Source organism: Paenibacillus sp. Cedars (genome assembly GCF_003184205.1).
In the GTDB taxonomy this organism is placed as follows: Bacteria; Bacillota; Bacilli; order Paenibacillales; family Paenibacillaceae; genus Paenibacillus_AQ; species Paenibacillus_AQ glucanolyticus.
Window position 1 is genome coordinate 2,274,876 of the sequence record NZ_CP020866.1, and the last position, 25,665, is coordinate 2,300,540.

Annotated in this window: 18 protein-coding genes; 13 read left to right on the top strand and 5 right to left on the bottom strand. The window is 49.7% G+C overall.

Going from position 1 to position 25,665, the window contains the following annotated elements; genetic code table 11:
• Positions 1 to 45: 45 nt before the first annotated feature.
• The 10 genes from B9D94_RS12170 (at position 46) to bshB2 (ending at position 14,613) form a co-directional block, all read left to right on the top strand.
• Positions 46 to 1,026, top strand: coding sequence for an aldo/keto reductase (locus B9D94_RS12170; RefSeq protein ID WP_063480585.1), 981 nt, complete (start codon positions 46 to 48; stop codon positions 1,024 to 1,026).
• Positions 1,027 to 1,568: 542 nt separating this feature from the next.
• Positions 1,569 to 7,814, top strand: coding sequence for a collagen-like domain-containing protein (locus B9D94_RS31475; RefSeq protein WP_301337244.1), 6,246 nt, complete (start codon positions 1,569 to 1,571; stop codon positions 7,812 to 7,814).
• Between the two features lie 284 nt (positions 7,815 to 8,098).
• On the top strand, positions 8,099 to 8,623 hold the full coding sequence (locus tag B9D94_RS12185) for a YfiT family bacillithiol transferase (protein WP_301337245.1): 525 nt from the start codon (positions 8,099 to 8,101) through the stop codon (positions 8,621 to 8,623).
• A 158-nt stretch (positions 8,624 to 8,781) separates the two neighbouring features.
• Positions 8,782 to 9,780 carry a Gfo/Idh/MocA family protein gene (locus tag B9D94_RS12190; protein WP_148247121.1) on the top strand — a complete coding sequence of 333 codons (999 nt, stop codon included), beginning with the start codon at positions 8,782 to 8,784 and terminating at the stop codon, positions 9,778 to 9,780.
• Positions 9,781 to 9,802: 22 nt separating this feature from the next.
• Complete coding sequence (locus B9D94_RS12195) at positions 9,803 to 10,753, top strand: AraC family transcriptional regulator (protein WP_148247122.1); 951 nt, start codon at positions 9,803 to 9,805, stop codon at positions 10,751 to 10,753.
• 14 nt (positions 10,754 to 10,767) lie between these two features.
• Complete coding sequence (locus B9D94_RS12200; RefSeq protein ID WP_006210591.1) at positions 10,768 to 11,856, top strand: Gfo/Idh/MocA family protein; 1,089 nt, start codon at positions 10,768 to 10,770, stop codon at positions 11,854 to 11,856.
• 181 nt (positions 11,857 to 12,037) lie between these two features.
• Entirely contained in the window at positions 12,038 to 12,832 is a 795-nt protein-coding gene (locus tag B9D94_RS12205; RefSeq protein ID WP_253806145.1) for a helix-turn-helix domain-containing protein, read from the top strand.
• Positions 12,833 to 13,006: 174 nt separating this feature from the next.
• Positions 13,007 to 13,498 (top strand): 2-thiouracil desulfurase family protein, encoded by a 492-nt coding sequence (locus B9D94_RS12210; RefSeq protein WP_148247123.1) that lies wholly within the window; start codon positions 13,007 to 13,009, stop codon positions 13,496 to 13,498.
• 91 nt (positions 13,499 to 13,589) lie between these two features.
• On the top strand, positions 13,590 to 13,934 hold the full coding sequence (locus tag B9D94_RS12215) for a YojF family protein (protein ID WP_006210588.1): 345 nt from the start codon (positions 13,590 to 13,592) through the stop codon (positions 13,932 to 13,934).
• Between the two features lie 22 nt (positions 13,935 to 13,956).
• Positions 13,957 to 14,613, top strand: a complete 657-nt coding sequence (gene bshB2, locus B9D94_RS12220; protein ID WP_006210587.1) for a bacillithiol biosynthesis deacetylase BshB2 — start codon at positions 13,957 to 13,959, stop codon at positions 14,611 to 14,613.
• Positions 14,614 to 14,747: 134 nt separating this feature from the next.
• Here bshB2 and cdaS read toward each other — a convergent pair whose 3' ends face one another.
• A complete protein-coding gene (gene cdaS, locus B9D94_RS12225; RefSeq protein WP_063480591.1) occupies positions 14,748 to 15,365 on the bottom strand; it encodes a sporulation-specific diadenylate cyclase CdaS in 618 nt (205 codons plus the stop codon).
• Positions 15,366 to 15,610: 245 nt separating this feature from the next.
• Between cdaS and B9D94_RS12230 the strand changes: the two genes are divergently transcribed.
• Both B9D94_RS12230 and cysI read left to right on the top strand, forming a co-directional pair.
• Complete coding sequence (locus tag B9D94_RS12230) at positions 15,611 to 17,443, top strand: assimilatory sulfite reductase (NADPH) flavoprotein subunit (RefSeq protein ID WP_148247124.1); 1,833 nt, start codon at positions 15,611 to 15,613, stop codon at positions 17,441 to 17,443.
• Between the two features lie 35 nt (positions 17,444 to 17,478).
• Complete coding sequence (gene cysI / locus B9D94_RS12235; RefSeq protein ID WP_063480593.1) at positions 17,479 to 19,203, top strand: assimilatory sulfite reductase (NADPH) hemoprotein subunit; 1,725 nt, start codon at positions 17,479 to 17,481, stop codon at positions 19,201 to 19,203.
• A gap of 172 nt (positions 19,204 to 19,375) precedes the next feature.
• On the opposite strand, the gene B9D94_RS12240 is transcribed toward cysI, so the two are convergent.
• Positions 19,376 to 20,584 carry an MFS transporter gene (locus B9D94_RS12240; protein ID WP_063480594.1) on the bottom strand — a complete coding sequence of 403 codons (1,209 nt, stop codon included), beginning with the start codon at positions 20,582 to 20,584 and terminating at the stop codon, positions 19,376 to 19,378.
• Positions 20,585 to 20,927: 343 nt separating this feature from the next.
• Between B9D94_RS12240 and B9D94_RS12245 the strand changes: the two genes are divergently transcribed.
• Entirely contained in the window at positions 20,928 to 21,647 is a 720-nt protein-coding gene (locus B9D94_RS12245) for a YebC/PmpR family DNA-binding transcriptional regulator (RefSeq protein WP_063480762.1), read from the top strand.
• Positions 21,648 to 21,729: 82 nt separating this feature from the next.
• On the opposite strand, the gene B9D94_RS12250 is transcribed toward B9D94_RS12245, so the two are convergent.
• The 3 genes from B9D94_RS12250 to B9D94_RS12260 form a co-directional block, all read right to left on the bottom strand.
• Positions 21,730 to 22,965 carry a peptidase gene (locus B9D94_RS12250; RefSeq protein ID WP_148247125.1) on the bottom strand — a complete coding sequence of 412 codons (1,236 nt, stop codon included), beginning with the start codon at positions 22,963 to 22,965 and terminating at the stop codon, positions 21,730 to 21,732.
• A gap of 215 nt (positions 22,966 to 23,180) precedes the next feature.
• Positions 23,181 to 24,374, bottom strand: a complete 1,194-nt coding sequence (locus tag B9D94_RS12255) for an MFS transporter (protein ID WP_036637317.1) — start codon at positions 24,372 to 24,374, stop codon at positions 23,181 to 23,183.
• Position 24,375: 1 nt separating this feature from the next.
• A complete protein-coding gene (locus B9D94_RS12260) occupies positions 24,376 to 25,650 on the bottom strand; it encodes a hypothetical protein (RefSeq protein ID WP_148247126.1) in 1,275 nt (424 codons plus the stop codon).
• Positions 25,651 to 25,665: the final 15 nt, after the last annotated feature.

A 25,665-nucleotide genomic window follows, 5' to 3' on the forward strand; every position in this document is an offset into this window, starting at 1 on the left:
CTTATTATAATGATGTTGAAGTGATCCGAAAAGGGAGGAAATGACATGAACAGGATGTTAGGCAGATCGGAAATATCCGTAAGTCCGCTTGGGTTGGGATGTTGGGCAATCGGTGGGGAATTTACGTTAGATGGCTTGCCGGACGGATGGGGGGAGGTCGATGAGTCTGAATCGATTGCAGGGATTCATGCAGCGTTAGAAAGGGGTGTAAACTTTTTTGATACTGCGGATGTATATGGAACAGGGCATAGCGAAGCGGTGCTTGGTCGTGCGTTGAGGGGAAGACGACACGAAGCGGTCATTGCTACCAAATTCGGATATACCTATGATGAGTCAACCAAGGAAGCATTCACTCGTCACGATGTAACACCAGAATATGTTCGTCATGCGTGTGAGAGGTCCCTGAGACGTCTTCAAACGGATTATGTTGACATGTACCAAATTCATGTAGGTGGTTTAAGTTTAGAGGAAATCGATACAGTCATCGATAGTTTGAATGAACTTCGTCAAGAAGGGCTGATCCGTACATATGGCTGGAGCACATGGGATGTAGCCAATGCCCAAATCTTCGCTCAAAAATCGGAAGCAGCTGCCATACAGCACGTATTGAATGTGCTTAGTGATGATAAGGAAATGCTCTCTCTATGTGAACGTTATGGTCTAGCCAGCATTAATAATACTCCTCTGGCTATGGGCCTCTTGAGCGGAAAATTCAATCATGATTCCAGATTCAGTGATCAGGATGTAAGGGGAAGCCGTCATGAATGGGTTACCTATTTTAAGAATGGTAAGGCGGTACCTTCGTACCTCCAAAAGCTTGAGGCAGTCAGAGAGGTCTTAACGAGCGGAAATCGAACTTTAGTTCAAGGGGCGCTTGCATGGATTTGGGGGAGAAGTCATGTGACGATTCCGATCCCAGGTTTTAAAACCAGGAAGCAGGTGGAGGAATTGATCGGGGCAGCTGCTTTTGGACCTTTGTCGGAGGCGCAGATAAATGAAGTCGAAGGAATACTAGGTTCGTCATGAATGGCATTGGGTGTTGAAGAAAATAGGTCCGCCGGGAAACATCCGGGGGACTTTTTTTGCTTGATGATCACGCTAAATATTTTTAATCATTCAAGGGTAGGCGTTATTTCTCATATACTTATGCAACCGAGTCGAAAACGAGGAGGTGAAATTAGCTGAGAAGAAAATGGGTTCTTCGGAAATCGCTCAGAAATAAGCCTAAACAGCGTGTACTTCAACGAAAAAAAATAATGAAAAAGATCAGTCGCCAAAAATCGCTTCGGAAAAATCGCTTGGTCATTTCAAGACAATCTCGGTCACATCATAGAAAGCAACGACATCATCATCACCATAAAAGAAAACGTGGGAAATGTATACGAAAAGTAGTTCTCGCTAGAAGAGGACCCAGAGGTATAACGGGAGCTCCGGGGGTCAGGGGACCTCAAGGACCCATTGGCTATAGCGGAGCAGATGGTGGTGCAGGAGCAACAGGAGCAACAGGAGCTACAGGTGAAGGATTAAATGGAATTGTCAGTTTTGATCCAGGATCAAGTTTATTCTATATGCAAGGTCAGGTCGTTACTTATAACGGCAGCACCTACCTTGCAAATGTCACTTCGCCTCAAGGCGTTCCGGGCATGTCGCCGGATTATACATTGCTTGCTGCTGCAGGCGCAGGCTTAAACGGGGTTATACCATTTGATCCAGCTCAAGGTCAGTCTTATCCGTTGGATCAAGTCGTGACATACAATGGCAGTACGTATTTGGTCAATGTTGCCAATCCCACGGGGATCCCCGGAGCATCGGCAGATTATACCTTGCTGGCGGCAGCCGGCATGAGCGGTGAGGTAGGAATAACAGGAGCGACGGGCCCGACCGGCGAAACAGGTGCTACAGGGATGACGGGTACCAGAGGAGATACGGGAGCAACGGGTGTAACAGGGGTTGCTGGAGCTACCGGGGCAACGGGAGGAATCGGTCCGACTGGAGGAACAGGAGCAACCGGTAGCGCAGGAGTCACTGGGGCAACGGGAGCAACCGGCGCAACAGGGGCAACAGGTTCAGCAGGAGCAACTGGTGCCACCGGAGTTACGGGGGTAACCGGATTAACAGGTCCGACTGGCGTTACAGGAGTCACAGGAGCAACCGGTCCAACTGGCTTGACAGGAGCCACCGGGGCAACAGGTTCAGCAGGAGTCACCGGAGCTACGGGATTAACGGGTCCAACGGGAGTAACAGGTGCTACGGGAACCACTGGTGCAATCGGGGCAACAGGCGTTACAGGAGCAATCGGAGGCACGGGTTCAACGGGAGTAACCGGAGTTACGGGATTAACCGGTCCAACAGGCGTTACAGGTATAACAGGAAGCACAGGTGTCACAGGAGCCACCGGTCCGACCGGAGCCACAGGAGTTACGGGATTAACCGGTCCAACAGGCGTTACAGGTATAACAGGAAGCACAGGTGTCACAGGAGCCACCGGTCCGACCGGAGCCACAGGAGTTACGGGATTAACCGGCCCAACTGGCGTCACAGGCACAACAGGCGCAACTGGATTAACAGGTCCAACCGGCGCAACCGGGCCGATTGGTGTAACTGGTAACACGGGATCAACCGGAGTAACCGGCCCAACCGGCGCGACAGGAGCAATCGGAGCCACGGGTTCAACAGGATCTACTGGCGCAACCGGAGTAACCGGCTCGACTGGAGTCACCGGAGCAACCGGCGCAACAGGTCCAACAGGAGCAACCGGCGTTTCAGGAACAACAGGAGTAACTGGATCAACGGGAGTCACAGGCCCAACCGGGGCAATAGGCCCGACTGGAATAACCGGAATTACGGGAGTTACTGGTCCAACAGGCGTTACAGGTCCAACAGGAAGCGCTGGTGTCACAGGAGCAACTGGGATAACCGGGGCAACAGGCCACACCGGTGTAACAGGCTCATCGGGAGTGACAGGTCCGACAGGCTCAACCGGGCCGATCGGTGTAACTGGTAACACAGGTTCAGCAGGAGTAACAGGCCCAACCGGCGCGACAGGAGCTGCCGGAGCCACCGGTCCAACAGGAGTTACAGGGATAACTGGGGTTACAGGTTCTACAGGCCCAACCGGCGTTACAGGAGCAGCAGGAGCCACCGGAGTAACAGGCTCGACTGGAGCAACTGGAGCTACCGGAATAACCGGGCCAACAGGAATCATGGGTTTAACGGGATCTACGGGAGCGACAGGTGCCACCGGTCCAACGGGAACAATCGGTGTAACTGGTAACACGGGAGTATCAGGTGCAACCGGAGCCACAGGCCCGACTGGTTTGACCGGTCCAACGGGAGCCACCGGTCCGACTGGAGGAACCGGAATAGCAGGCGTGACGGGTTCGACGGGACCAACCGGAGCAGTAGGGGCAACAGGAGCAGCAGGTGTTACGGGAGCCACAGGCTCGACTGGTGCCACCGGAGTTATGGGGTTAACCGGCCCAACGGGAGCTACAGGAGCGATTGGTGCAACAGGGGCAATTGGGCCAACCGGAGCTACAGGAGCAATCGGAGCTACGGGTTCAACGGGGGTAACCGGCGTTACAGGTTTTACAGGCCCGACAGGTGCCGCCGGCGTAACAGGTATAACAGGAAGTACTGGTGTCACAGGACCAACAGGAGTCATAGGTCCGACCGGAGCAACCGGGCCAACGGGGCCGATCGGTGTTACTGGTAACACGGGGGCAACCGGTGTTACAGGAACAACAGGCTCAACCGGGTCAACGGGTGTAACAGGCGTTACAGGTTCAACTGGCCCGACCGGAGCCACCGGAGTTACGGGAGCAACCGGTCCAACTGGTTTAACAGGAGCGACAGGCCCGATTGGCGTAACTGGTAACACGGGTTCAACCGGAGCAATCGGAGCTACTGGAGTCACCGGATCCACAGGATTTACGGGATTAACTGGTCCAACAGGAACCACCGGTTCCACAGGGGCAACGGGAGTAACTGGCCCAACAGGTGTTACAGGAGCAATAGGAGCAACGGGTTCAACAGGATCTACTGGAGCAACGGGCGCGATAGGAGTAACCGGCGCAACAGGGGGAACAGGTTCGGCAGGAGTAACAGGCTTGACTGGTCCTACGGGAGTAACCGGTCCAACAGGAGTAACAGGGATAACTGGTGTTACAGGTTCTACAGGCCCAACCGGCGTTACAGGAGCAGCAGGAGCCACCGGAATAACCGGGCCAACAGGAATCATGGGTTTAACGGGATCTACGGGAGCGGCAGGTACTACAGGTTCAACGGGCCCAACAGGAGCAACCGGCTTTACAGGTCCAACAGGAAGCACAGGTGTCATAGGATCCACCGGTCCAACGGGTCCGATCGGTGTAACTGGTAACACGGGTTCAACCGGCCTTACAGGATCTACGGGCGCCATGGGTTCGACAGGACCAACAGGAGCAACAGGAGCAACGGGAACTACGGGTCCAACTGGTGCAACCGGAGCTATTGGCGCCACGGGTTCGACAGGATCCACAGGTCCTACTGGCGTTACAGGTGTAACTGGAGTCACCGGTCCGACCGGTGTAACCGGAGCAGCAGGAGTAACAGGCTCAACGGGAGTGACAGGTTCAACAGGAGCAACCGGTCCGATTGGTGTAACTGGTAACACGGGTTCAACCGGAGTAACAGGCCCAACCGGAGCGACAGGAGCCATTGGGGTAACAGGTGTTACAGGATCCACAGGTCCAACTGGTGTTACAGGCTCGATTGGTGGAACAGGGGCAACAGGCGTTACAGGAGCAATCGGAGCCACGGGTAATACAGGAAGCACTGGAGTTACAGGTTCTACAGGCCCAACCGGAGTTACGGGAGCAACAGGATCAACGGGTGTAACGGGCGCGACAGGAGCCATTGGTGCAACCGGCGTTACAGGTTCAACTGGCCTGGCAGGTGCTACTGGAGTTACAGGTCCAACAGGAGGAATCGGGGTAACAGGAGCAACCGGCCCGACTGGGGTAACCGGAGGAACGGGAGCAACTGGTGTCACCGGAGTCACGGGATTAGCAGGTCCAACTGGCGTAGCAGGAACAACAGGCCCAACTGGATTAACAGGGGTAACGGGATCTACTGGCCCAACTGGTGCAACAGGTTCAACGGGTGTAACCGGTGTTACAGGAACAACAGGCATTACAGGTCCAACAGGAAGCACAGGTGTCACAGGAGCAACTGGGATAACCGGAGTCACCGGAGCAACAGGCTCAACGGGAGTAACAGGTCCGACTGGTGCCACAGGTTCAACAGGTGTAACAGGCGTCACGGGTTCAACGGGCCCAACAGGATCGACCGGTTCAACGGGGGTAACCGGCATCACAGGCTCAACTGGTGCAACGGGCGCTACGGGAGTTACAGGTCCAACAGGAGGAAGTGGGGTAACAGGTGTAACAGGCCCGACTGGGGTAACCGGAGGAACAGGGGCAACTGGTGCAACAGGCTCAACGGGAGTTACAGGTCCAACAGGTCCAACTGGGTTAATAGGAGCGACCGGCCCGACTGGTGTAACTGGTAACACCGGGGCAACCGGAGTAACGGGCGCAATCGGCGCTACAGGATCCCCAGGCTTGACTGGTCCAACGGGAGTCACCGGTCCAACTGGAGTTACAGGAACAACAGGAAGCACTGGCGTCACAGGAGCAACCGGGTTAACTGGAGTAACAGGCCCGACCGGCGTTACAGGGGCAACAGGGGCAACTGGTGCCACCGGAGTTACCGGATTAACCGGTCCAACTGGCATTACAGGAGTTACGGGAGCAACAGGAGCAGCGGGCGTAACGGGCCCGACTGGAGCCATTGGTGCAACCGGCGTTACAGGTTCAACAGGTGCGACAGGTTCAACGGGAGGAACCGGATCAACCGGGCCGATCGGTGTAACTGGTAACACGGGTTCAACCGGGGTAACAGGCCCAACCGGCGCTACAGGAACTGCCGGAGTCACCGGTCCAACTGGTTTAACAGGAGGAACCGGAAGTACGGGTCCAACCGGAGCAATCGGAGCTACTGGTGTCACAGGAGCAACCGGAGTTACAGGATTAGCAGGGCCAACTGGTATTACAGGAGCAACCGGCATAACCGGTCCAACTGGAGTTACGGGAGCAATCGGTCTAACTGGTAACACAGGCCCAACAGGCCCAACAGGTGCAACCGGAGCCACAGGCCCAACAGGCCCAACTGGTGCAACGGGAGTAACAGGAGGAACAGGAGCCACCGGTCCGACAGGCCCAACCGGAGTTACGGGTTCAACAGGAGCAACGGGCCCGACAGGAGCCATTGGTGCAACCGGCGTCACTGGAGCAACCGGAGCCACGGGTTCAACGGGGGTAACAGGCGTTACAGGTTCAACTGGCCTGACAGGTGCTACGGGAGTTACCGGTCCAACAGGAGGATTCGGTGTAACCGGTCCAACTGGCGTCACAGGAACAACAGGCCCAACTGGTGCAACTGGCTCAACGGGAGTTACAGGTCCGACTGGAGCGACAGGTTCAACAGGTGTAACAGGTGTAACAGGCGCGATTGGTGCAACAGGTTCAACTGGTGCAATCGGCGTTACAGGTCCAACAGGAAGTACTGGTGTCACAGGAGCAACTGGGATAACCGGGGTAACAGGCCCAACGGGGCCGATCGGTGTAACTGGTAACACGGGGGCAACCGGTGTTACAGGATCCACAGGCTCGACCGGGTCAACGGGTGTAACAGGCGTTACAGGTTCAACTGGCCCAACCGGAGCCACTGGAGTTACGGGAGCAACCGGTCCCACTGGTTTAACAGGAGCGACAGGCCCGATTGGTGTAACTGGTAACACGGGTTCAACCGGAGTAACAGGCCCAACCGGCTCGACTGGAGCCATTGGAGTAACCGGTCCTACGGGAGGAACAGGGGGGGCAGGAGCAACTGGAAGAACTGGTTCAACCGGCTCGACTGGTCCAACGGGTGCAACAGGTTCAGCAGGAGTAACAGGCATAACAGGAAGCACTGGTGTCACAGGAGCTACTGGCCCAACAGGGGCAACAGGTGTAATTGGACCAACAGGACCAACGGGGTCTACGGGCGCAACGGGATCCACAGGCGCGATTGGTGCAACAGGCTCAACGGGATTAACTGGCCCAACCGGTGTAACCGGTCTGACTGGAGCAGCGGGTTCAACAGGAGCAACGGGTGTAACCGGTCCTACGGGAGGAACAGGGGGGGCAGGAGCAACTGGAAGAACTGGTTCAACCGGTCCAACAGGTCCGACGGGAGTAACCGGACCAACTGGCGTCACCGGACCAACAGGAGCAACAGGAGCAACTGGTCCAACGGGCCCGACGGGAACTATTGCTCTAGGTTATGGTTCCATTTATGGTTCCCCTACTACGTTAATCACGGTTGTTGACAATACACCTGTAGCTTTTACAACAGCAGGGCCTACCCTAAATACGACAACGAGCGTAGCATCAGGAACGATTACGGTTAATGCGGCCGGAGTATATATGGTGGACTTTGTAATAACCGTTCATCTAACCACAACCCCTACACTGTTGGCTTCGGCGAGTCGGCTTGTCAGCTTCTTTGTGCAAATCAATGGCACTACGCAAGAACCGAGAAGTGTTTCCAGTTTTTCCATTGAAAATATCTCTGGCATTGGGGCAACGTTAGTAACCAATGGGGAAGCTTCAAAATCTTATTTAACTACTTTGAATAATGGCGATGTTCTGCGTATTATCATGAATACTTCGGGAGCAAACAGCTCTGCCACATATTCGGGGCAAGTGTTTAATGTCATTCGCATTTCGTAGTCAAAAATAAAATGATGGGGGGCGGCACATTCACTAAATGCTGCCTGTCTCCCTTTTTTCTCAAAAAGACTGCAAGCCATATCCATTATAATTCGAGAATTGAATCATTAAAAATTATTGAGGATGGGCATAGCAAATGCTCTTGGAAAATTATATTATGTAAATATATTTTTCTGCTCAGTAGGCTGATTTAGCAGTTTATACAACATCTTCTATTAATAGAGAAGAAGTTCTTATCAATTCATACGATAAGGGATGATACCATGCAGATCGGAGTGAGGAACATGGATGTGAGATACCCCATAGGGCAATTTGAATGGGAGGGACAGTCGTCACCGGAACATAGGAATCACTGGATTCAAGAGATTGAGGGGATGCCTGGGAAACTGCGGACAGCCGTTCAAGGTTTGTCTGAGGAACAGCTTAACTTGGCCTATCGTGAGGGTGGGTGGACCATACGTCAGGTCGTTCATCATCTTGCAGACAGTCATATGAACTCCTATATGAGGTTTAAACTCGCTTTAACAGAAGACAATCCAACCATCAAACCGTATGACGAGCGGCTGTGGGCAGCGCTTCCGGATTCCATGACGGTGGCTGCTGAAGTATCTTTGGCCATGATTGAAGGCATACATACCAGATGGGTCGCTTTATTAAACAGTATGGACCATGAAGACTTTCTAAGAACGTTCTATCATCCCGAGAACCAGCGAACGACTCATCTTGAATACGCCACGGCCATGTATGCATGGCATGGGAATCATCACATAGCACATATTACTTCTGCAAGAGAACGGTTCAAAATATAGCGTGACAATACATATTACTCCGTCTTATGGCGGAGTTTTTGTATGCAATGATGTCGCAATATCAAAATCAACTGTCGCAATTTTACACTGTGAATCGGCTAATTCATGTGTTAGATTAATGGCATGATGTCTTAATATTAGATACTGAGGTGACCATAATGATTAGAATCGGAAAAATTAGTTATTGGCATGTGCACGCATGGGATTACACAAAACAGGCGCAGGAGCATCCGGATGCACAAATCGTAGCCGTATGGGATGAGAATCCGGAACGCGGTAAAAAAGCTGCGGAGCAGCAAGGAGTACCGTTCTTTGAATCCTTGGATGAAATGCTGCAAAGCGATATCGATGCTGTCATCGTGGATGCACCAACATCCATGCACAGAGAAGTGATGCTGAAAGCTGCGGCAGCCGGCAAGCACATTTTTACGGAGAAAGTAGTGGCCGCTACCCTTCAAGAGGTCAATGATATTATGAACGCGGTAAATGAGAATGAAGTCAAATTAACGGTATCACTCCCCCGCTTGAATGATGGTTACACCTTGGCGATCCGTGAACTGTTGCAAGAGGGACTACTGGGTACCGTAACACTCGTTCGTGTCCGCTTGTCTCATAACGGCGCAACGGCAGGCTGGCTGCCTGAGCATTTCTATGGTCTGGAGGAAACTCGTGGAGGAGCCCTCATTGATCTGGGTTGCCATCCTATGTATTTGACACGCCTGTTCCTGGGAGAAGAAGCGGTTGATGTTCATGCGAATTTTGGCTACATAACGGGTAAAGAGGTCGAAGATAACGCCGTTGCTATATTATCTACAGCTACGGGTGCTGTTGGTATTGTGGAGGCTGGTTTTGTTAATAACTTCTCGCCGTTTACGATTGAGATTCACGGTACAGACGGAACGATTCTCTATGGTACGCCAGACAGTAAACTTCTTATCCGCTCAACGAAGAAAGAAGAATACAAGGAAGCGTGGGTTGAACTTCCAGTACCAGCAAATCGTGCAAGTGCTTTTGAACAGTGGATCTCTCATATTCAGGAAAATACCGTTGCAGAGGAAAATATCGCATATGCGGTTGAATTAACGAAATTGATGGAGGCTTCCAACCGTTCGGCCAAGGAACATCGTGCGATTCGTTTGGATGAACTGCAAGCTTAAGTTACAAGGGTGATGTACCAGCATGAATAATCATTTTCCATATGAGTTTATGAAAGATCGGCAAGATGCCTTGGAGAGACTTGATCTGAGGGTCTATTGGGGGCGTTATGAGATCCGGGTTCTTCGATTTCATCTCACCACCTTCCCTCCGGGGAAGATTGTGTCCTTCCATAAACATGCTGAATATGAGTTTCATTTCATACCGCGTGGGAAAGGGACCGTTATTATGGAAGAGAATCCCTATGCCTTGAGGGAAGGAATGTTTTATTTAACGGGTCCGAATGTTCTCCATTATCAGGAAGCGGACGCAGCAGAGCCCATGGACGAATTATGTCTGCATGTGGACATTATTCCGCATGACGTAACACCCGATGATCCGGATCGTCTGTTATGGCCGGCTGCGGATCCTTGGGAGATGGCGGAGGCTGACGACTGCATGGAAAAGCTCAGGGGGCTGCCGCTGAAGCCGTCGATGGATATCCATCGGGCGATGCCTTATTTTCTGGAGGCTTACCAAGCTTCTCAGGAAAAATATCCGGGTCTGTACACAACGATCAAGCAGTGCATTATTCAGATACTGCTGCGTGCCGTACGCGCGTATGAATCCGAGCCATCCGAAGCGGAGTTGCCTTCACGAGACATGAAGGCTTACCGCTATCAATTGGCACTGGAGTATATCCATGCGAATTCCTCGGGTGAGGTCGTTCTGGATGATGTCGCGGAGAAATTGCATATCAGTTCCAGGCAGCTGCAGCGGATATTCAAGGAGCAAGCGGCTGGGCAATCCTTCAGTGAAATTCTTGAACACGTCCGTTTAGAAGCGGTGTGCCGGAAATTAATCGATACCAATTGGTCTATTGATAAAATCGCGATTCACGAAGGCTTCTCGAGCGGCAGTTATTTGCATACCGTGTTTCGAAAGAGATACGGCTATACGCCAACAACATATCGGGCAATGAATGTGAATTTGTAGGGGGAGTATCACATATGGGCAAAAGCATTCGAATTGGAATTATTGGAAGCGGTGGCATTGCAGGAGAGCATGCAAAGTACTACAAACAAATTGAAGACGTACAGATTGTCGCTGTAGCGGATATTTTACCAGGAAGAGCAGATCAGTTCATTGAGCGTTGGGGACTTCAGGGGGCAATAGGATTTGACGATCACCGCAGGCTCCTTGATCTGGATTTGGATGGTGTGAGTATCTGTACGCCAAATGTTGCTCATCACAGAACAACGATCGATGCGCTCTCAGCCGGCAAACATGTCATGCTCGAGAAGCCGATGTCGGTCACCTTGGATGAAGCTATCGAGATGGTTCAAATCTCGAAGAAGACCGGGAATATACTCAATGTGGGCTTTCAACCGCGCTATGACCCGAACATGGGAATCATTAAGAATCTGATCCAGAATGGTGAGCTCGGCAAGGTTTATTATGTGGAAACGGGAGGCGGCCGCCGCCGTGGGATGCCGGGTGGAACCTTTATCCGTCAGGAAATTGCCGGAGCAGGTGCCATGGCGGACATCGGTTGCTATTCCTTGGATATGGCATTGAATGCGCTTGGATATCCAAAGCCGTTAACGGTATCGGCCTATACCTCTAATCACTTCGGAACGAATCCGAAATACCACTCGGAATCCGGTGCGTTTAACGTGGAGGACTTCGGCGTTGCCATCATTCGGTTCGAAGGCGACATCGTATTGAACTTTAAGACGTCCTGGGCTATGCATATGGATACCTTGGGAGCAACCATGTTCCTTGGAACGGATGCGGGCATGAAGATTACGCCGGCTGGATCAGGACCCTGGAGTGGCGTATGGGATGGGAAAGTAGGCTCAATCTCCTTATTCCATGACATTCAAGGGCATCATACCGAAAGCGCAATTCCGTTGATCAGCCACCAGCTTAACGTATTCGAAGAGAAAATCAAAGATTTCGTAAGCGCCGTGCGCGAAGGCAAGCCAGCACCGATACCCGGAGAGCAGGTGCTTCGGAATCAAGCAATCCTGGACGGCATTCTGCGCTCTTCCCAGAGCAAAAAAGAAGTGGATATCCACATCCCGGAATTGGATTAGTGGCAGTTCAGCCGCGTATACTGCGCGGCTTTTTTGTTGTCATCATAACGGTAAATTTCCAGATCTACGCTTCCAATTTCCATATGGATATGATAGTATGGAACAGAACATTTGTTCTTTATTTGAGGATAATTACAATTTTAATTTTACAATATCCATGACATGAAGGATGGTGCAGGGCATGATGACTGAGCGATATTCAGAAATCGACGAGGTAATCGCTTATATTCACAAGAATATTTACGAACCGCTTCCCTTGTCATTACTGGCGGGTTACATTGGATACAGTCCTTATCATTTCTCTCGTATATTCAAGGATCGGATCGGACTGCCGCCCCTGTATTATGTCTCATCACTTCGTCTGGAGAAAGCCAAGGATTTACTGCTGCACACTCACCTCAGCATCCGGGATATCGCCTTGGAGATTGGGCAGCGCCTGGGTACATTTACGACCCGCTTCTCCGAGAGAGTGGGTGTAACCCCCTCCCAGTTTCGGAACTCCATGGAGGAGGCGGACAAGCATTTGTTATCTTTGCAGAGTCTGAACGACTGGCGAGAATCCATGCCGATTCAGAATCCCAACTTAACGGTTGAGGGAACGATAGAAGCAACAGCCCCATTTCAGGGAGTTATTTTGATAGGCTTATTTGCCAAGCCCATTCCAGAAGGATTTCCTCTATATGGAACACTGCTTCCGTCTGTTGGCTCATTTCGATTTACCGACGTAAGCCCGGGCACATATTATCTGATGGCTACTTCTGTGCCATGGGGTATGCAGGCAGTTGACTTCTTGCTTCCGCAATCCACCACCTTGCGTACCCGTTCAAGGGAACCGATCATCGTTACATCCAACTCGAAGACCCGGCATCTCCAAGTGACTCTGCATGTTCCCCGGTTAGATGACCCACCGATTCTGATTTCCTTGCCATTATTAATGAACCATTTCCTTAAGCGGGTTGCTCCCATGTTACGATAATTATGATGATCTTCAGCTTTGACTCAGGATTCTCAGAGGGAAGCTGGAGTGATGGCAGCAGCCATCCATCATGCGTATTGCGTTGACAATTGCGTTCTGATTCATGATACTTAAGTCAGACCGAACCGCTTTAGCCATATATTAAGCAAAGCACGAAGATTTGAGGTGGCATCTGTGATTATCGTAAGCTCTTGTTTAGCCGGTTTGAAGGTTCGTTATAACGCTACGGACAGCCTGGATACCCATATTCAACTGTTAGTGGAAGCGAAGAAAGCGGTAACCGTATGCCCGGAACTTCTTGGCGGATTCTCAACTCCGCGTGAGCCAGCAGAGATCATCGGCGGTAACGGTGATGACGTCCTGTCAGGAAGTGCCAGAGTAATAGAATGGTCCGGCAGAGATGTGACGGTGATGTATATAAAGGGTGCATATCAGGCTCTTCGAACGGCACAAAAGCTCGGAGCACTGCTTATCGTTCTGAAGGAGAACAGCCCCTCCTGCGGCAGCGCAATGATCTATAATGGAGAATTTGCCAATGTGAAGCAAGCCGGTTATGGCGTAACAACAGCTCTTCTGCGCAGGGAAGGATATACCGTTATTTCTGAGTACGAGCTCAGCGTGTATGCAGCACAGCCGGAATACTCCGCTCTGTTTGCTGAAAGATAAATACAAGGTATTTCGTCATGGTCATATAATTATGTTAGAATCATCATACCGACTGTGATCATTGTCGTGATTCTTTATATTGGAGGGAACTATGGAACTCATAAATCAAGCAGAAGTCCAACAAATGATTGATAAATTGAAGGATCAGGATTTATATATTCATCTTGAGATGACAACAGGCGCCTATGCTGCCCATCACGATAGCACAAAGCACCCTGCTGCCAATTTTATTACAAATGCAAGTATTCGTTATACCGCTGGTTCGATATCCGGCAACGGTCCTTACCGGGTTGGTTTAAAAATGAATCAAGGCTGGATATATACCGAAGGACTTACCCATTTTGAACAGGCTGATACCGATAGACTTATCATGGCGGGCCATGATAGTCAGGGGAAACTGGTTGTTGCTTTGCAGCTGAGCCGGGAGCCTTTTTAATAGAGAGAGGAGATGAGGAACGATGGAGCAAAACATACTGGTCGTATTGCCGCATCCGGATGACGAAGCCTTTGGTTTATCCGGTACGTTGGCTAAATATATTATAGAAGGTGCTCATGTCACCTATGCTTGCCTGACACTCGGAGAGATGGGCCGCAACATGGGGATACCTCCGTTTGCTAACCGGATCACGCTTCCGACTATTCGTAGAGCAGAGTTGGAGGAATCATGCAAAGCCATAGGCATACAAGACCTGCGATTGCTGGGTTTCCATGATAAAACGATTGAATTCGAGGACCAGCCTAAGCTGGATGGTGTGATTGCAGCCCTGATTCAGGAGATACAACCTTCACTTGTATTCACATTCTATCCTGGCTATAGTGTTCATCCCGATCATGATGCCACGGGTGCAGCTGTAGTTCGTACGATTCAGCGGATGCCTGCTGGGGAAAGACCTGTGGTTCAGTGTCTGGCCTTCTCCAAAAATTGTGAGCAGGAGCTTGGCAAACCCGATGTTTATCAGGACGTTTCTATGTTTATGGTCCAGAAGCTGAATTCCATTCAAGCCCATCGTTCCCAATTCCAGGCTGCAGAGCTGCTGGGTAAAAAGCAGCTGAAGGCAAAAGAAGTCGAGGACCGCTTCGGGACTGAACGTTTCTGGACGTATACCTTTGAATAAGAATCCTATGAATAGATGGATATCAATAGAAGAGCCACCGCGGTGGCTCTTTTTTCTATGCGAATACGAGCGAAGGTTCACTTTATTATTGGTGTGCTGTAAAGAGAGGTTATGTAGCCAAGAGTGTTGATGAATTAAGGACTGGTAATCGATAAGGGGTAGAGAGTTCCTTTCATGCAGAAGGAGGTTCTTCCTGTTTCTTCAGATACGACGAGAACCAAAGCATCGCTAATCTCGGATAAACCTATAGCCGCACGATGCCTAGTGCCAAGCTTTCGATCACCATAAGTTTTTGCAGTTAATGGAAGCACATTCGCAGCAGAGATAATCATTTCTTTGCGAACGAGAACGGCCCCGTCATGCAGCGGACTACCCGGAACGAATATGGATTCCAGCAGCGGGCTCGTGATTTCCGCAGATAAGGGGATGCCGGGTGTTATTAGAGAATCGAGAGGATCTTCCCGCTGAATCACAATCAACGCTCCCAGATTTTTTTGACTGAGATGATATATGGATTTGGCGATTTCCTGGTACTTGCTTGTGAAAGGGAAGAGAAAACAATTGAGATAATACGTGGATGAAATCGCCTCGGCTTCCAAAAATTTAGTGCGTACAAGATCCAATTCATTAAGCAGACAGGAGCTGTTCTGGTCCAGATTGACAATGACATTCTCTATATGCTTTTTGATGTCAATAAGCTGGTTTTTCAGCTTGCGCTTAAGCGGCGTGAAATTGCAGTCATGAATTTGCATCCTCTATCTTCCTCCTTATCCTTCGTATCATTACCAATCCGACACAGCGATATTCTGCCTGCATCGCGAAGTTCTTAAATCGCAAAAAGTCCTTTATCATCGATTTATCAGTAAAACTGATAAATGCTATAAGAACATTGTAATTGACCGGTCCCGTAAGCTGTGATAGGTTCAGAGGAGTAATAAAATTAATTGTATCGTAATAGTAGGAATTAATAATGTGCGCTTTTGAGAGGTGGATATGGTTGGAACTTCAAGTAACGAACAGTCCTTTTAATCAGGAACAGGTAGAATTACTGAACCGGCTTTTGCCGACACTGACGGATTCCCAGCGGTCCTGGCTCAGCGGATATATTGCCGCTATCCAGGGAACGGCAGCCGCTTCAGTTGCAACAGCACCACAAGCAAACACAGCAGCAATACCGGTTCCCGCAGCGCTGGCACCTAAAGAAGTGACCGTATTATACGGATCTCAGACTGGCAATGGTCATGGATTATCGAAGAAATTATCGAAGAAGCTTGAAGAGGTTGGTCTAGTGGTTACAATGTCCTCAATGAGCGACTTCAAGCCGAACAATCTGAAGAAGCTGCAGAATCTCCTTATTATTGTGAGTACGCATGGCGAAGGTGAACCGCCGGATAACGCCATTCCTTTCTATGAGTTCCTGCACAGCAAACGGGCACCTCAAGTAGAGAGTCTTCAATATTCCGTACTCGCGCTGGGGGATACCTCGTATGAATTTTTCTGCCAAACGGGTAAAGATTTCGACAAGCGGCTCGAAGAATTGGGCGGCAAGCGGCTGACGCCAAGAGTGGATTGCGACGTGGATTTTGATGAATCGGCCGCTGAATGGATGAACCAGGTTCTTCAATCGCTGAATGAGGCTGGAGCAGGATCGTCCGTTGTTGAAAGCGTGAGTGCGGTAGCCCTGAGCGATAGCACGGAATCGGAATTTTCAAGAAGCAATCCATTTCAAGCGGAAATCCTCGAGAATTTGAATTTGAACGGAAGAGGATCCGACCGTGAAACACGTCATATCGAAATTTCTCTTGAAGGTTCAAATTTGCAGTATGAGCCGGGCGATAGCTTAGGAATCTATCCGGAAAATCATCCGCAGCTTGTCGATGATCTTATCGCTGCTATGGGATGGAATGCTGATGAAGTGGTCGTCATTAATAAACATGGTGAAGCGCGAGCACTTCGGGATGCCTTGCTCCGTCACTACGAAATTACCGTTCTCACGAAACCTCTGATTGAGCAAGTGGTTAAGATCTCAGGGAATGAAGGGCTTCGGAAGCTTCTGGAACCAGGGCATGAGCAGGAATTGCGCACCTATATCGAGGAACGGGATTTGCTCGACCTGGTACAGGATTATGGTCTGCAGCAAGTGGCAGCAAGTGATTTTGTATCGATATTACGAAAAATCCCTGCTCGTCTGTACTCAATTGCCAGCAGCTCCAAGGCCTTCCCCGATGAAGTCCATGTAACCGTTCGTACGGTTCGGTACGAGGCACATGGCCGAGATCGTTACGGTGTATGTTCCGTACAATTGGCGGAACGGCTGGAAGCTGGAGACACACTTCCGGTGTATGTTCAACACAATCCGAACTTTAAGCTGCCCGAGAATCCGGACACCCCGATCATCATGATCGGTCCTGGTACAGGGGTTGCTCCATTCAGAGCTTTCCTCGGTGAGCGCGAAGAGACAGGTGCAGGAGGGAAATCCTGGTTGTTCTACGGTGACCAGCATTTCTCAACAGACTTTCTCTATCAGATCGAATGGCAGCGCTGGTTAAAGGATGGGGTGTTGACACAGATGGATGTTGCCTTCTCGCGAGATACGGACAAGAAAGTATATGTACAGCACCGTATGCTGGAGAGGAGCAAGGAATTGTATCAATGGCTTCAGAACGGCGCGTGTGTATACGTCTGCGGAGACGAGAAGAAGATGGCGCATGATGTGCATTCCGCACTGGGGGCAATTCTTGAGCAAGAAGGCGGGATGAGTCCAGAGGAAGCTGCGGAATACTTGGGCCTCATGCAGCAAGAGAAACGTTACCAGCGGGATGTATATTAAGACAATTCCCATGGTTGCGAGAGGAGAAAAGGAATATGTCTGATAATAACTTATTATCATCTAATAGCGCACCTCATAGTGATGTGGAGGACATCAAGCGTCGAAGCAACTATCTGCGCGGCAGTCTTGTAGAAACGCTGGAAGATCGTATAACCGGATCGATTCCGGAAGATGATAACCGGCTGATGAAATTCCATGGCAGCTACATGCAGGATGACCGGGATTTACGCAATGAGAGACATAAGCAGAAGCTGGAGCCTGCATACCAGTTCATGCTGCGTGTTCGCGCTGCCGGCGGTGTGGTGACTCCTGAGCAATGGCTTATGATGGATCGCGTTGCGCAGAAGTACGCAAACGGGTCAATTCGGTTGACAACACGCCAGTCGTTTCAGCTTCATGGTGTGCTCAAATGGAACATGAAGACTACCATTCAAGAGGTTAATGAAGCACTCCTTAGTACATTAGCAGCCTGCGGCGACGTCAACCGTAACGTTATGTGTAACCCTAACCCGTACCAATCCGAGATTCATTCGGAGGTGTACGAGTGGGCACGCAAAGTGAGTGATCATCTGGATCCGCGCTCTCGTGCCTATCATGAGATCTGGCTTGATGGTGAGAAGATCGTGGATAGTCTGCAGGATGCCGAGGAACAGGAGCCGATCTACGGCCCGGTGTATCTCCCTCGGAAATTCAAAATTGGGATGGCTGTGCCACCTTCCAATGATGTGGATGTATACTCCCAGGATCTTGGTTTCATTGCGATTGTTGAGAACGGAGAGTTGAAGGGCTTCAACATATCTGTTGGCGGTGGGATGGGGATGACACACGGTGATCCGCTGACCTACCCTCAAGTGGCAAAAGTCATTGGTTTCTGCAAACCGGAGCAAATCATTGACTTGGCGGAGAAGACCGTTATGATCCAGCGTGATTACGGGGACCGGGCGGTTCGTAAACATGCTAGATTCAAATATACGATCGATGACCGAGGGATCGATTGGTTCGTAAGCGAACTTAGCGAGCGGCTTGGCTGGAAGCTGGAAGAGGAAAGACCTTTTCATTTTGACCATAACGGTGATCGCTACGGATGGGTAAAAGGCAGTAACGGAAAATGGCATTTTACACTTTTCATCCAAAGCGGACGCGTTAAAGACGAGGCAGATTATCTGCTGATGACAGGTCTTCGTGAAATTGCCCAAATCCATAATGGCGATTTCCGTCTGACGGCCAATCAGAATCTGATCATTGCCAATGTCAGCAGCCATAAGAAGAAAAAGATCGAGGAGCTTATCAAGCGTTACGGACTCACAGACGGAAATCATTACTCCGCTCTGCGAAGAAACTCCATGGCATGCGTATCTTTGCCGACTTGTGGTCTGGCTATGGCTGAATCCGAGCGATATCTTCCAACGCTATTGGATAAGATTGATCCGATTCTGGAGGAGAATGGGCTGCGCGAAGAGGATATCGTCATTCGTATGACAGGATGCCCGAACGGATGTGCTAGACCGATGCTGGCTGAGATCGCCTTTATCGGCAAGGCACCGGGCAAATACAATATGTACTTGGGTGGAGGTTTCTCCGGGCACCGCTTAAACAAGCTCTTCAAGGAAAACATCGGTGAAACCGAGATTTTGGATTCGCTTCGCCCGATGATCACACAGTATGCACAAGAGCGAGAGAAAGGCGAGCACTTTGGTGACTTTGTCATTCGCGCAGGCTATGTGAAGGAAGTATTGGATGGACAGCAGTTTCACGCATAACATGATATGTAACGAGACATATAGGGATTCAGAGGATAACTGTGAATAAACACGACAGACCGGAGCTCTCCGAGAGGAGGGACTTCGGTTTTTTATTTTTGCTCAAGCGTGGAGATGCTGGATTAAGTCGATTCACGCCAAGAGCCACCTCAGCGTGAGGTGGCTCTGATCATCATTGTACGAGACTATTTGTGGCGTTCCTGCTTTTTTTAAACAAAGGGATCAGCAGAGCGGAGCCTATCAGAAACAGGAGGGCACTTGCTGAGAATACGGTGAATAAGGAAAACTGATTTTTCAGTAATCCGCCAAGCGACATGCCAATGACCATCATGCCCATGAAGATCGGTGTCAGAGCGCCGCCTACGCGTCCGATGTATGCATTCTCGGTATTCTTCAGAATGAGCGTGTTGATGCCGATGTGAATGGTGGGATAGAAGAAACCATTGACTACCTGCAACAGCAGAGTGAAGAGAATGCTCGTAGACCAGCCGATGCCGAGGTTGCCCAGTGCGCTGACGGTAAGGCCAAGCGCCAGCAAGGATTGCGGCGATATTCTTTTGGCTAACACCATAACGAAGCCCCCGCCAAGCAGCATCGCAGCACCGTTCGCGGTTAGCAGCCATTGCAGGAAAGATTTATCCTGCCCGAGATTCTCAATCGTGACAAACAGCATCATGGGCTGAATAAGTCCGGCAGCGAGACCGGCGGCAGCGAAGGTTGTAGCCAGCGTCCGCAAGGCGCGGTTATTCCACACATAGCGCAGCCCTTCAATAGCTTCCTGCAAGAGGCTCCGTTGTTCAGACTTTGATTCTTTCTCTTGATCTCTCGGCAGCCACGCCAGGATCAGAGCGGAACCCAGGAATAATACACCTGTTGCGATAAGGGATGCTTCAATCCCAAACTTCTGATACACGAATGCTCCTGCTATGGGGCCGATCACCATAAAGAAGGCCATTAAGGATTGGAATATAGCCATGACGGATTGGAGTTGATGTTCCGGCACATGCTGTTTGAACAATTTCATAGCCGAGGGTTGGGAGAACTGTGACATGATGGCTGAGAATAGCGTAACGACCAGCAGCGCCTGCCATGAGTTATTGTGGACAGCAATCAGTACGAGAAAAACGGAAACGGCTGACAACACATCGGCACCGATCATGGTTCGTTTAGGTTGCCACCGGTCTGCAAATGTACCACCAATGAAAGCGAACAGGAAGATGGGGGCAAATTCGGCTACCGATATGAGGGATACAAACCAAGGATCATTGTTGGTTATGTCGGTGACATATAACAGAATCGCAAAGTTACGAACCCAAATGCCAAGATTTAAAAGAACGCGTGACAAAATAATCGTTCGGACATACGGGTTGTTAAGAAGCATAATGAGGATTCTCCTTTCGTGACTCGTGTGAAACGGAGTCATAATTGATTATTTAATAAACGAATATGCATTTAGTTTATTAAATATATAGACATATTAATATTATATCTATAAATAATCAATACAAATTTATTTTTTGTCTACAGTATGCAATTAAAAACAGGCACATTCTGCTTGTATTTATGAGCCGATTATATCCTTGAATAGACGAGATTGTTTTTTGTTTGAGATTTACTCTAAATGTGCTCTTAACCTTGTTCATGCTACTTAATAGAGATATAATGGACAAGGGTATTTATTGAATACCGGCTACAGATTCAATAATGAAAGCGAGCGGAAATATATGGGCCGTAAATGGAATAATATTAAAGAAAAAAAAGCATCCAAGGATGCGAATACGAGTCGCGTCTACGCTAAGTTTGGTGTTGAGATTTATGTGGCAGCCAAGAAGGGTGAACCGGATCCGGAGTCGAACCGTGCGCTCAAGGTCGTGCTTGAGCGCGCGAAAACATACAATGTGCCAAAAGCCATTATCGACCGTGCTCTGGAAAAAGCGAAGGGCAGCGGAGACGAGAATTATGTGGAGCTTCGTTACGAAGGATTTGGTCCGAACGGTTCGATGATCATTGTTGACGCGTTGACCAATAACGTCAATCGTACGGCACCGGAAGTGCGTTCTGCCTTTAACAAGAACAGCGGTAACATGGGCGTCAGCGGCTCTGTATCTTATATGTTCGATCCAACGGCCGTGTTCGGCGTTGAAGGTAAGACATCGGAAGAGGTCATGGATCTGCTGCTTGAAGCAGATGTGGATGTACGTGACATCCTTGAAGAGGAAGATGCTGTAATCGTCTATGCTGAGCCGGACCAGTTCCATGCGGTACAGGAGGCTTTTAAGGCTGCAGGGGTTACGGAGTTTACGGTGTCAGAGCTGACCATGCTGGCACAGAACTTTGTTACACTGCCAGGTGATGCTGAGGCGCAATTCGAGAAGCTGATTGATGCGCTGGAAGATCTGGAAGATGTTCAGCAGGTCTATCATAACGTAGAGTTTGAAGAATAGAAGAACTCGATCCATGTAAGTACACAAAAAACCATCGTATTCAGCACTTCTGAACACGATGGTTTTTGCGTTATAGCGCAGATTATCCTTTTATAGGTGATTCGAACGGCAGCGTAATGTCAGGTTGAACAACAATGACTTCCGCTGAAGTGATAGCAGGGATTGATTTGGTCATGATAAGGGAGTGGTAAGCTACAATCTTTGTGCCGGGCTTCAGTTTCTCATCAGGGCTGAGACCGATTATTTGGGTGTCCTTGGATATGTTGAGAATGATATCGTTATCCGTGGATTGATCTGAACCCACATTAATGTACAGGTGATCCTGGGTAGTGCGTTCAGATGCAGTTATTGTGCCTTCAACTCTTGGTGCTGAAGCATCAGATACAACGATTTTATCGGCATGCGGCAGCGCAGGGTAAATGACGGGCACGTATTGTGCTTCGATCCGCCGACCCTCGTTCAGCACATCAGATGTTAAAGGCTTACCTTGTGCATCCACGATCTGCGTGTCCCCATCGATGGCGAGCACCACGTATTCATATCCGTCAGGATTCGATGGTTGGCCGCTAATCGAAATTCTGCCATCTGTTTTCTCCGTAAGGATACCGTTAATGCCGGCCTCGGTTTCCTGCTCGTCATTGGCGGGATCCGTGTTCACCAGAATATAGTTTGTAGAGGATTGAGGAGGAAAACTTAACGCAACATATGGACCGTAGAAGGAACGAACGGTCATGCCGGCTTTCAGGTCACTTGCTTTCAGTGTCTTTCCATTTTGATCGATAATGGTCGTTTTGGGATCCGGATGAAGCCAAATGGTCTCTGCGTTGTCACCGTACACGTTGCTTCCTTCTACAAGAAAACCTCGTTCGTTTATTTCGGAGATGGTCCCGTCTATAGCGGCAAAGTCATGGTCCGAGACAATGATGGTAAGTGCAGCTCCTTGAGCCGGGAGGCTTTTGGTGATATTCGGGCTATAGAAAGCTTTAATGGCTTTGTTTTTATCTACGATGGTCTGAAGCTGGACTTTATTTCCCTGTGCATCCACGATTTTAGTATCTTTGGAGATGGAAAGCTTGATTTCACGTTGATCGGTAGCAGCCAAGCCGCGGCCGGTAACCGTAATCGATTTGCCTGTTTTGTCATTTACATAATCCGTAATGTAACCCAGGGTTCCAGGCACACGCTTCACCTGATTCACATTGCTGCCTTGTTCCGAATGGATGGAAGCAGGAGGAGCGCCCTGTGCACTTGCTGCGATCGGCAGTGCGGTCATGGCGAGTATCGTAGTGGTTGTTAGTACTTTGTAGATTTTGTTCATTGTTGGTATCCTCCAAATAAAAGATTATCCTAACGAGCCAGGATACAGCCAAGCGATATTTCAATTGGTAAATTGTACATGCTGCACCACTATAGACGGGAGAAGGTCTCAAAGGTTGCACAGCTGCTGAAAAATCGTTCTGTAATTCCAACGGTCAAGTCCAGATAGACTAAAAAACCGCCCGAAGATAAGGCTTCGGGCGGTCTAATGGCTTATTAAGCTGCAGTCTTAGTTTCTTCTTGTTTAGGAGTGCGAATCAGCATTGCCAGCACCGTAATGATAGCTGTAAATACGAAAATCAAATTAAATCCATGCTGAATGCCAAAAGCATCCGATATTTCACCGATCAAGAGTCCGACTACCGCGCCTCCGAGACCGGATGCAACATAGATAACGCCTTGCAGTGATCCGGCTTGCTTCGTCAGCTTGGAGGCGATGCCTTGAGCCGTCGGGAACAACACGGACAGGGCAAGTCCGAACAGCATCATTAAATAACTGGCATTCACAACCAGCAGACGGCCGAGAATCAAGGCGAGAAGGGCGAATACGGAGAAGCCGATCAAGGTGCGTCTCTCACCAAGCTTGTAGATGATGAACCCGCCTACAAAACGTCCAATGGTAAAGAGAAATGCAAAGCTGGCGATGATATAGGCTGCGGTTGAAGCTTTTTGTGCTGCATCCATCCCGGCAATGTCCAGCGACGTATAGAAAATCGGGAAGAAATTCAGGAAGCCGGCTTCCGCTGCAACATAGAACAGAATGAACAGAATGACATATAAGATTTGCCGGTCTTTAAACAACCTCGCGACAGACATTAAGCTGACTTTATCTTGCCCTTCAGTTGCAGCTCTCTGTTCGGGTTTAAACATCATGAGTGCAGCCAGAATGATGGCAATCACGACGGCTACACCAATGTAGAAGGCGCGCCAGCTGATGTTATGAGAGAAAATCGCGTTCAGAACGAGCGGAGTAACAATCATACCAACTCCGAACAGTGCATTGGCGAGGTTAAACACCACTCCGGACCGTTCCTTGAAATAGGTCGGAATCAATGTCGCAACCGAAACGGTCATGGACCCGATACCGACACCCACGATCAGATAGAATCCGAGAAAGAAGGCAACGGTATAAGCGGAGCCGGTACCAATTAAACCAATGATCATCAGAATGGTTCCGAGGGTCATAACCGCCTTGATTCCCTTGCGGTCGGCAAATATGCCGGCGACCAGACTGGCTAACAAAAATCCCACCTGAAAGACGGATACCATGATACCGACTTGACTGAGATCCAGATTGATATCCGTCTGAACTTTCTCAAGGATGAGACCCTTGGTGTTCTGAATTCCACCGAGGACAAACATGGTGGCAAAGATGAGAAAGTAAATGATCGGACGCTGTATTTTTTGCATGTTAGTTCATTCCTTTCTCTCGATAGGTCTGTAAAGCCTCAAACAACTCGTCAGCCGCCCAGCCGTAACAGTAATACAACAGCTCATCTGCTGCGCTGTTCTCACCGGCTTGTACCGCTTCAATCAGATTCTGCGGCGAAATGTTCCACATCTGGATTCCGCTATAGATACGTGTATTGGGGTCGGACAGGCTGCGAACCTTGTTATTCTGATCCGCGACGAATTGAATAGGGAACCCTTCCTGCTTGAACATCTCATACGTCAAATCATAGGGAAGCGCAAAGAATCTTTTGAAGGCCTGGAATGCTTGTTCCTGCTCATCGGCGGTATGCGCCAAGTAATGGATCAAACCCTGTACATCGGCCCCGCCGCCCAGCTTATGGTAAGGAAAATGTTTCAATGCAGGTGAGCATTTGGTGATGCTCGCATAATCCTGGCCAAGCATCCAACTGTAAGCGGGTGGCCAGAGGTCCAGCCACAGCGTAAAGTCCTCGTTTACAGTTCTTACGCGTTCGATGAGACGTTCCACAAAGCCGGTTACACTCTGTTGTCGAAATGCGATCCATTCTTGAATCAGCGCATTGTTTTCCGCAAACGTGACGGCGTCATCGAATTTCTTCTCTGCGAAGAGCGTGATCCATTGACGCAGGTTATTCTTGAGCGCGCTTACATCAATGTGCTGTTCCTTCATTTTTCTCTCACAATGCGGACAGAAGCAGGTTAACAATCCTCTTGGATTCACTTCCTCTCCGCCCCAATCGGGATACCGGATCCGGTCGATCATGTAGGTGGTATAACCGTAACGTTGGCGGAGGTCAATCAGTGCTTGTTCCCAGAAGTCGATGACATCCGGCGCATTGGGACAGAGCCAGTGCGGAATGATTTGACCATCCAGATCCGTAACCAGATTATGAGCAAGCAGAGGGCCTTCGAAATGACCATTCAAAATATTGAGCCATGGGATGATCTCGTAATGTTCCTCCTGAAGCGATTCCTTAATGATCATCAGGGGATCCTGTTCATCGCTAAGGCCGGGTTCTCTTCGCTGATCAAGCCCTTGATAGGAGGGGAGGATAGCATGCATGGTTCCTGTACCGAACACGACTTCATGTACGGCATTCCTTGGCAGGTTGCCAACAGGGTTCGGATTTCGTTCGAAGATGGTATTCACCTCCGGGAAGATATAGCGTACATCCTTCAGCTTGCGGATATACGACATGATCTGCGGCATACCTTCATCTAAAATATCATGCGGGTGCAGTTGAATTCCTGACATTGCTGATCACGCTCC

What these genes read in the sequence shown, in the direction of transcription:
- B9D94_RS12255 (WP_036637317.1), bottom strand. Translation starts at nt 24,374, where the DNA reads ATGCAAAAAATACAGCGTCCGATCATTTACTTTCTCATCTTTGCCACC.
- B9D94_RS12185 (WP_301337245.1), top strand. Translation starts at nt 8,099, where the DNA reads ATGGATGTGAGATACCCCATAGGGCAATTTGAATGGGAGGGACAGTCG.
- B9D94_RS12205 (WP_253806145.1), top strand. Translation starts at nt 12,038, where the DNA reads ATGATGACTGAGCGATATTCAGAAATCGACGAGGTAATCGCTTATATT.
- B9D94_RS12190 (WP_148247121.1), top strand. Translation starts at nt 8,782, where the DNA reads ATGATTAGAATCGGAAAAATTAGTTATTGGCATGTGCACGCATGGGAT.
- B9D94_RS12200 (WP_006210591.1), top strand. Translation starts at nt 10,768, where the DNA reads ATGGGCAAAAGCATTCGAATTGGAATTATTGGAAGCGGTGGCATTGCA.
- cdaS (WP_063480591.1), bottom strand. Translation starts at nt 15,365, where the DNA reads ATGCAAATTCATGACTGCAATTTCACGCCGCTTAAGCGCAAGCTGAAA.
- bshB2 (WP_006210587.1), top strand. Translation starts at nt 13,957, where the DNA reads ATGGAGCAAAACATACTGGTCGTATTGCCGCATCCGGATGACGAAGCC.
- B9D94_RS12170 (WP_063480585.1), top strand. Translation starts at nt 46, where the DNA reads ATGAACAGGATGTTAGGCAGATCGGAAATATCCGTAAGTCCGCTTGGG.
- B9D94_RS12240 (WP_063480594.1), bottom strand. Translation starts at nt 20,584, where the DNA reads ATGCTTCTTAACAACCCGTATGTCCGAACGATTATTTTGTCACGCGTT.
- B9D94_RS12245 (WP_063480762.1), top strand. Translation starts at nt 20,928, where the DNA reads ATGGGCCGTAAATGGAATAATATTAAAGAAAAAAAAGCATCCAAGGAT.
- B9D94_RS12250 (WP_148247125.1), bottom strand. Translation starts at nt 22,965, where the DNA reads ATGAACAAAATCTACAAAGTACTAACAACCACTACGATACTCGCCATG.
- B9D94_RS31475 (WP_301337244.1), top strand. Translation starts at nt 1,569, where the DNA reads ATGCAAGGTCAGGTCGTTACTTATAACGGCAGCACCTACCTTGCAAAT.
- cysI (WP_063480593.1), top strand. Translation starts at nt 17,479, where the DNA reads ATGTCTGATAATAACTTATTATCATCTAATAGCGCACCTCATAGTGAT.
- B9D94_RS12260 (WP_148247126.1), bottom strand. Translation starts at nt 25,650, where the DNA reads ATGTCAGGAATTCAACTGCACCCGCATGATATTTTAGATGAAGGTATG.
- B9D94_RS12215 (WP_006210588.1), top strand. Translation starts at nt 13,590, where the DNA reads ATGGAACTCATAAATCAAGCAGAAGTCCAACAAATGATTGATAAATTG.
- B9D94_RS12195 (WP_148247122.1), top strand. Translation starts at nt 9,803, where the DNA reads ATGAATAATCATTTTCCATATGAGTTTATGAAAGATCGGCAAGATGCC.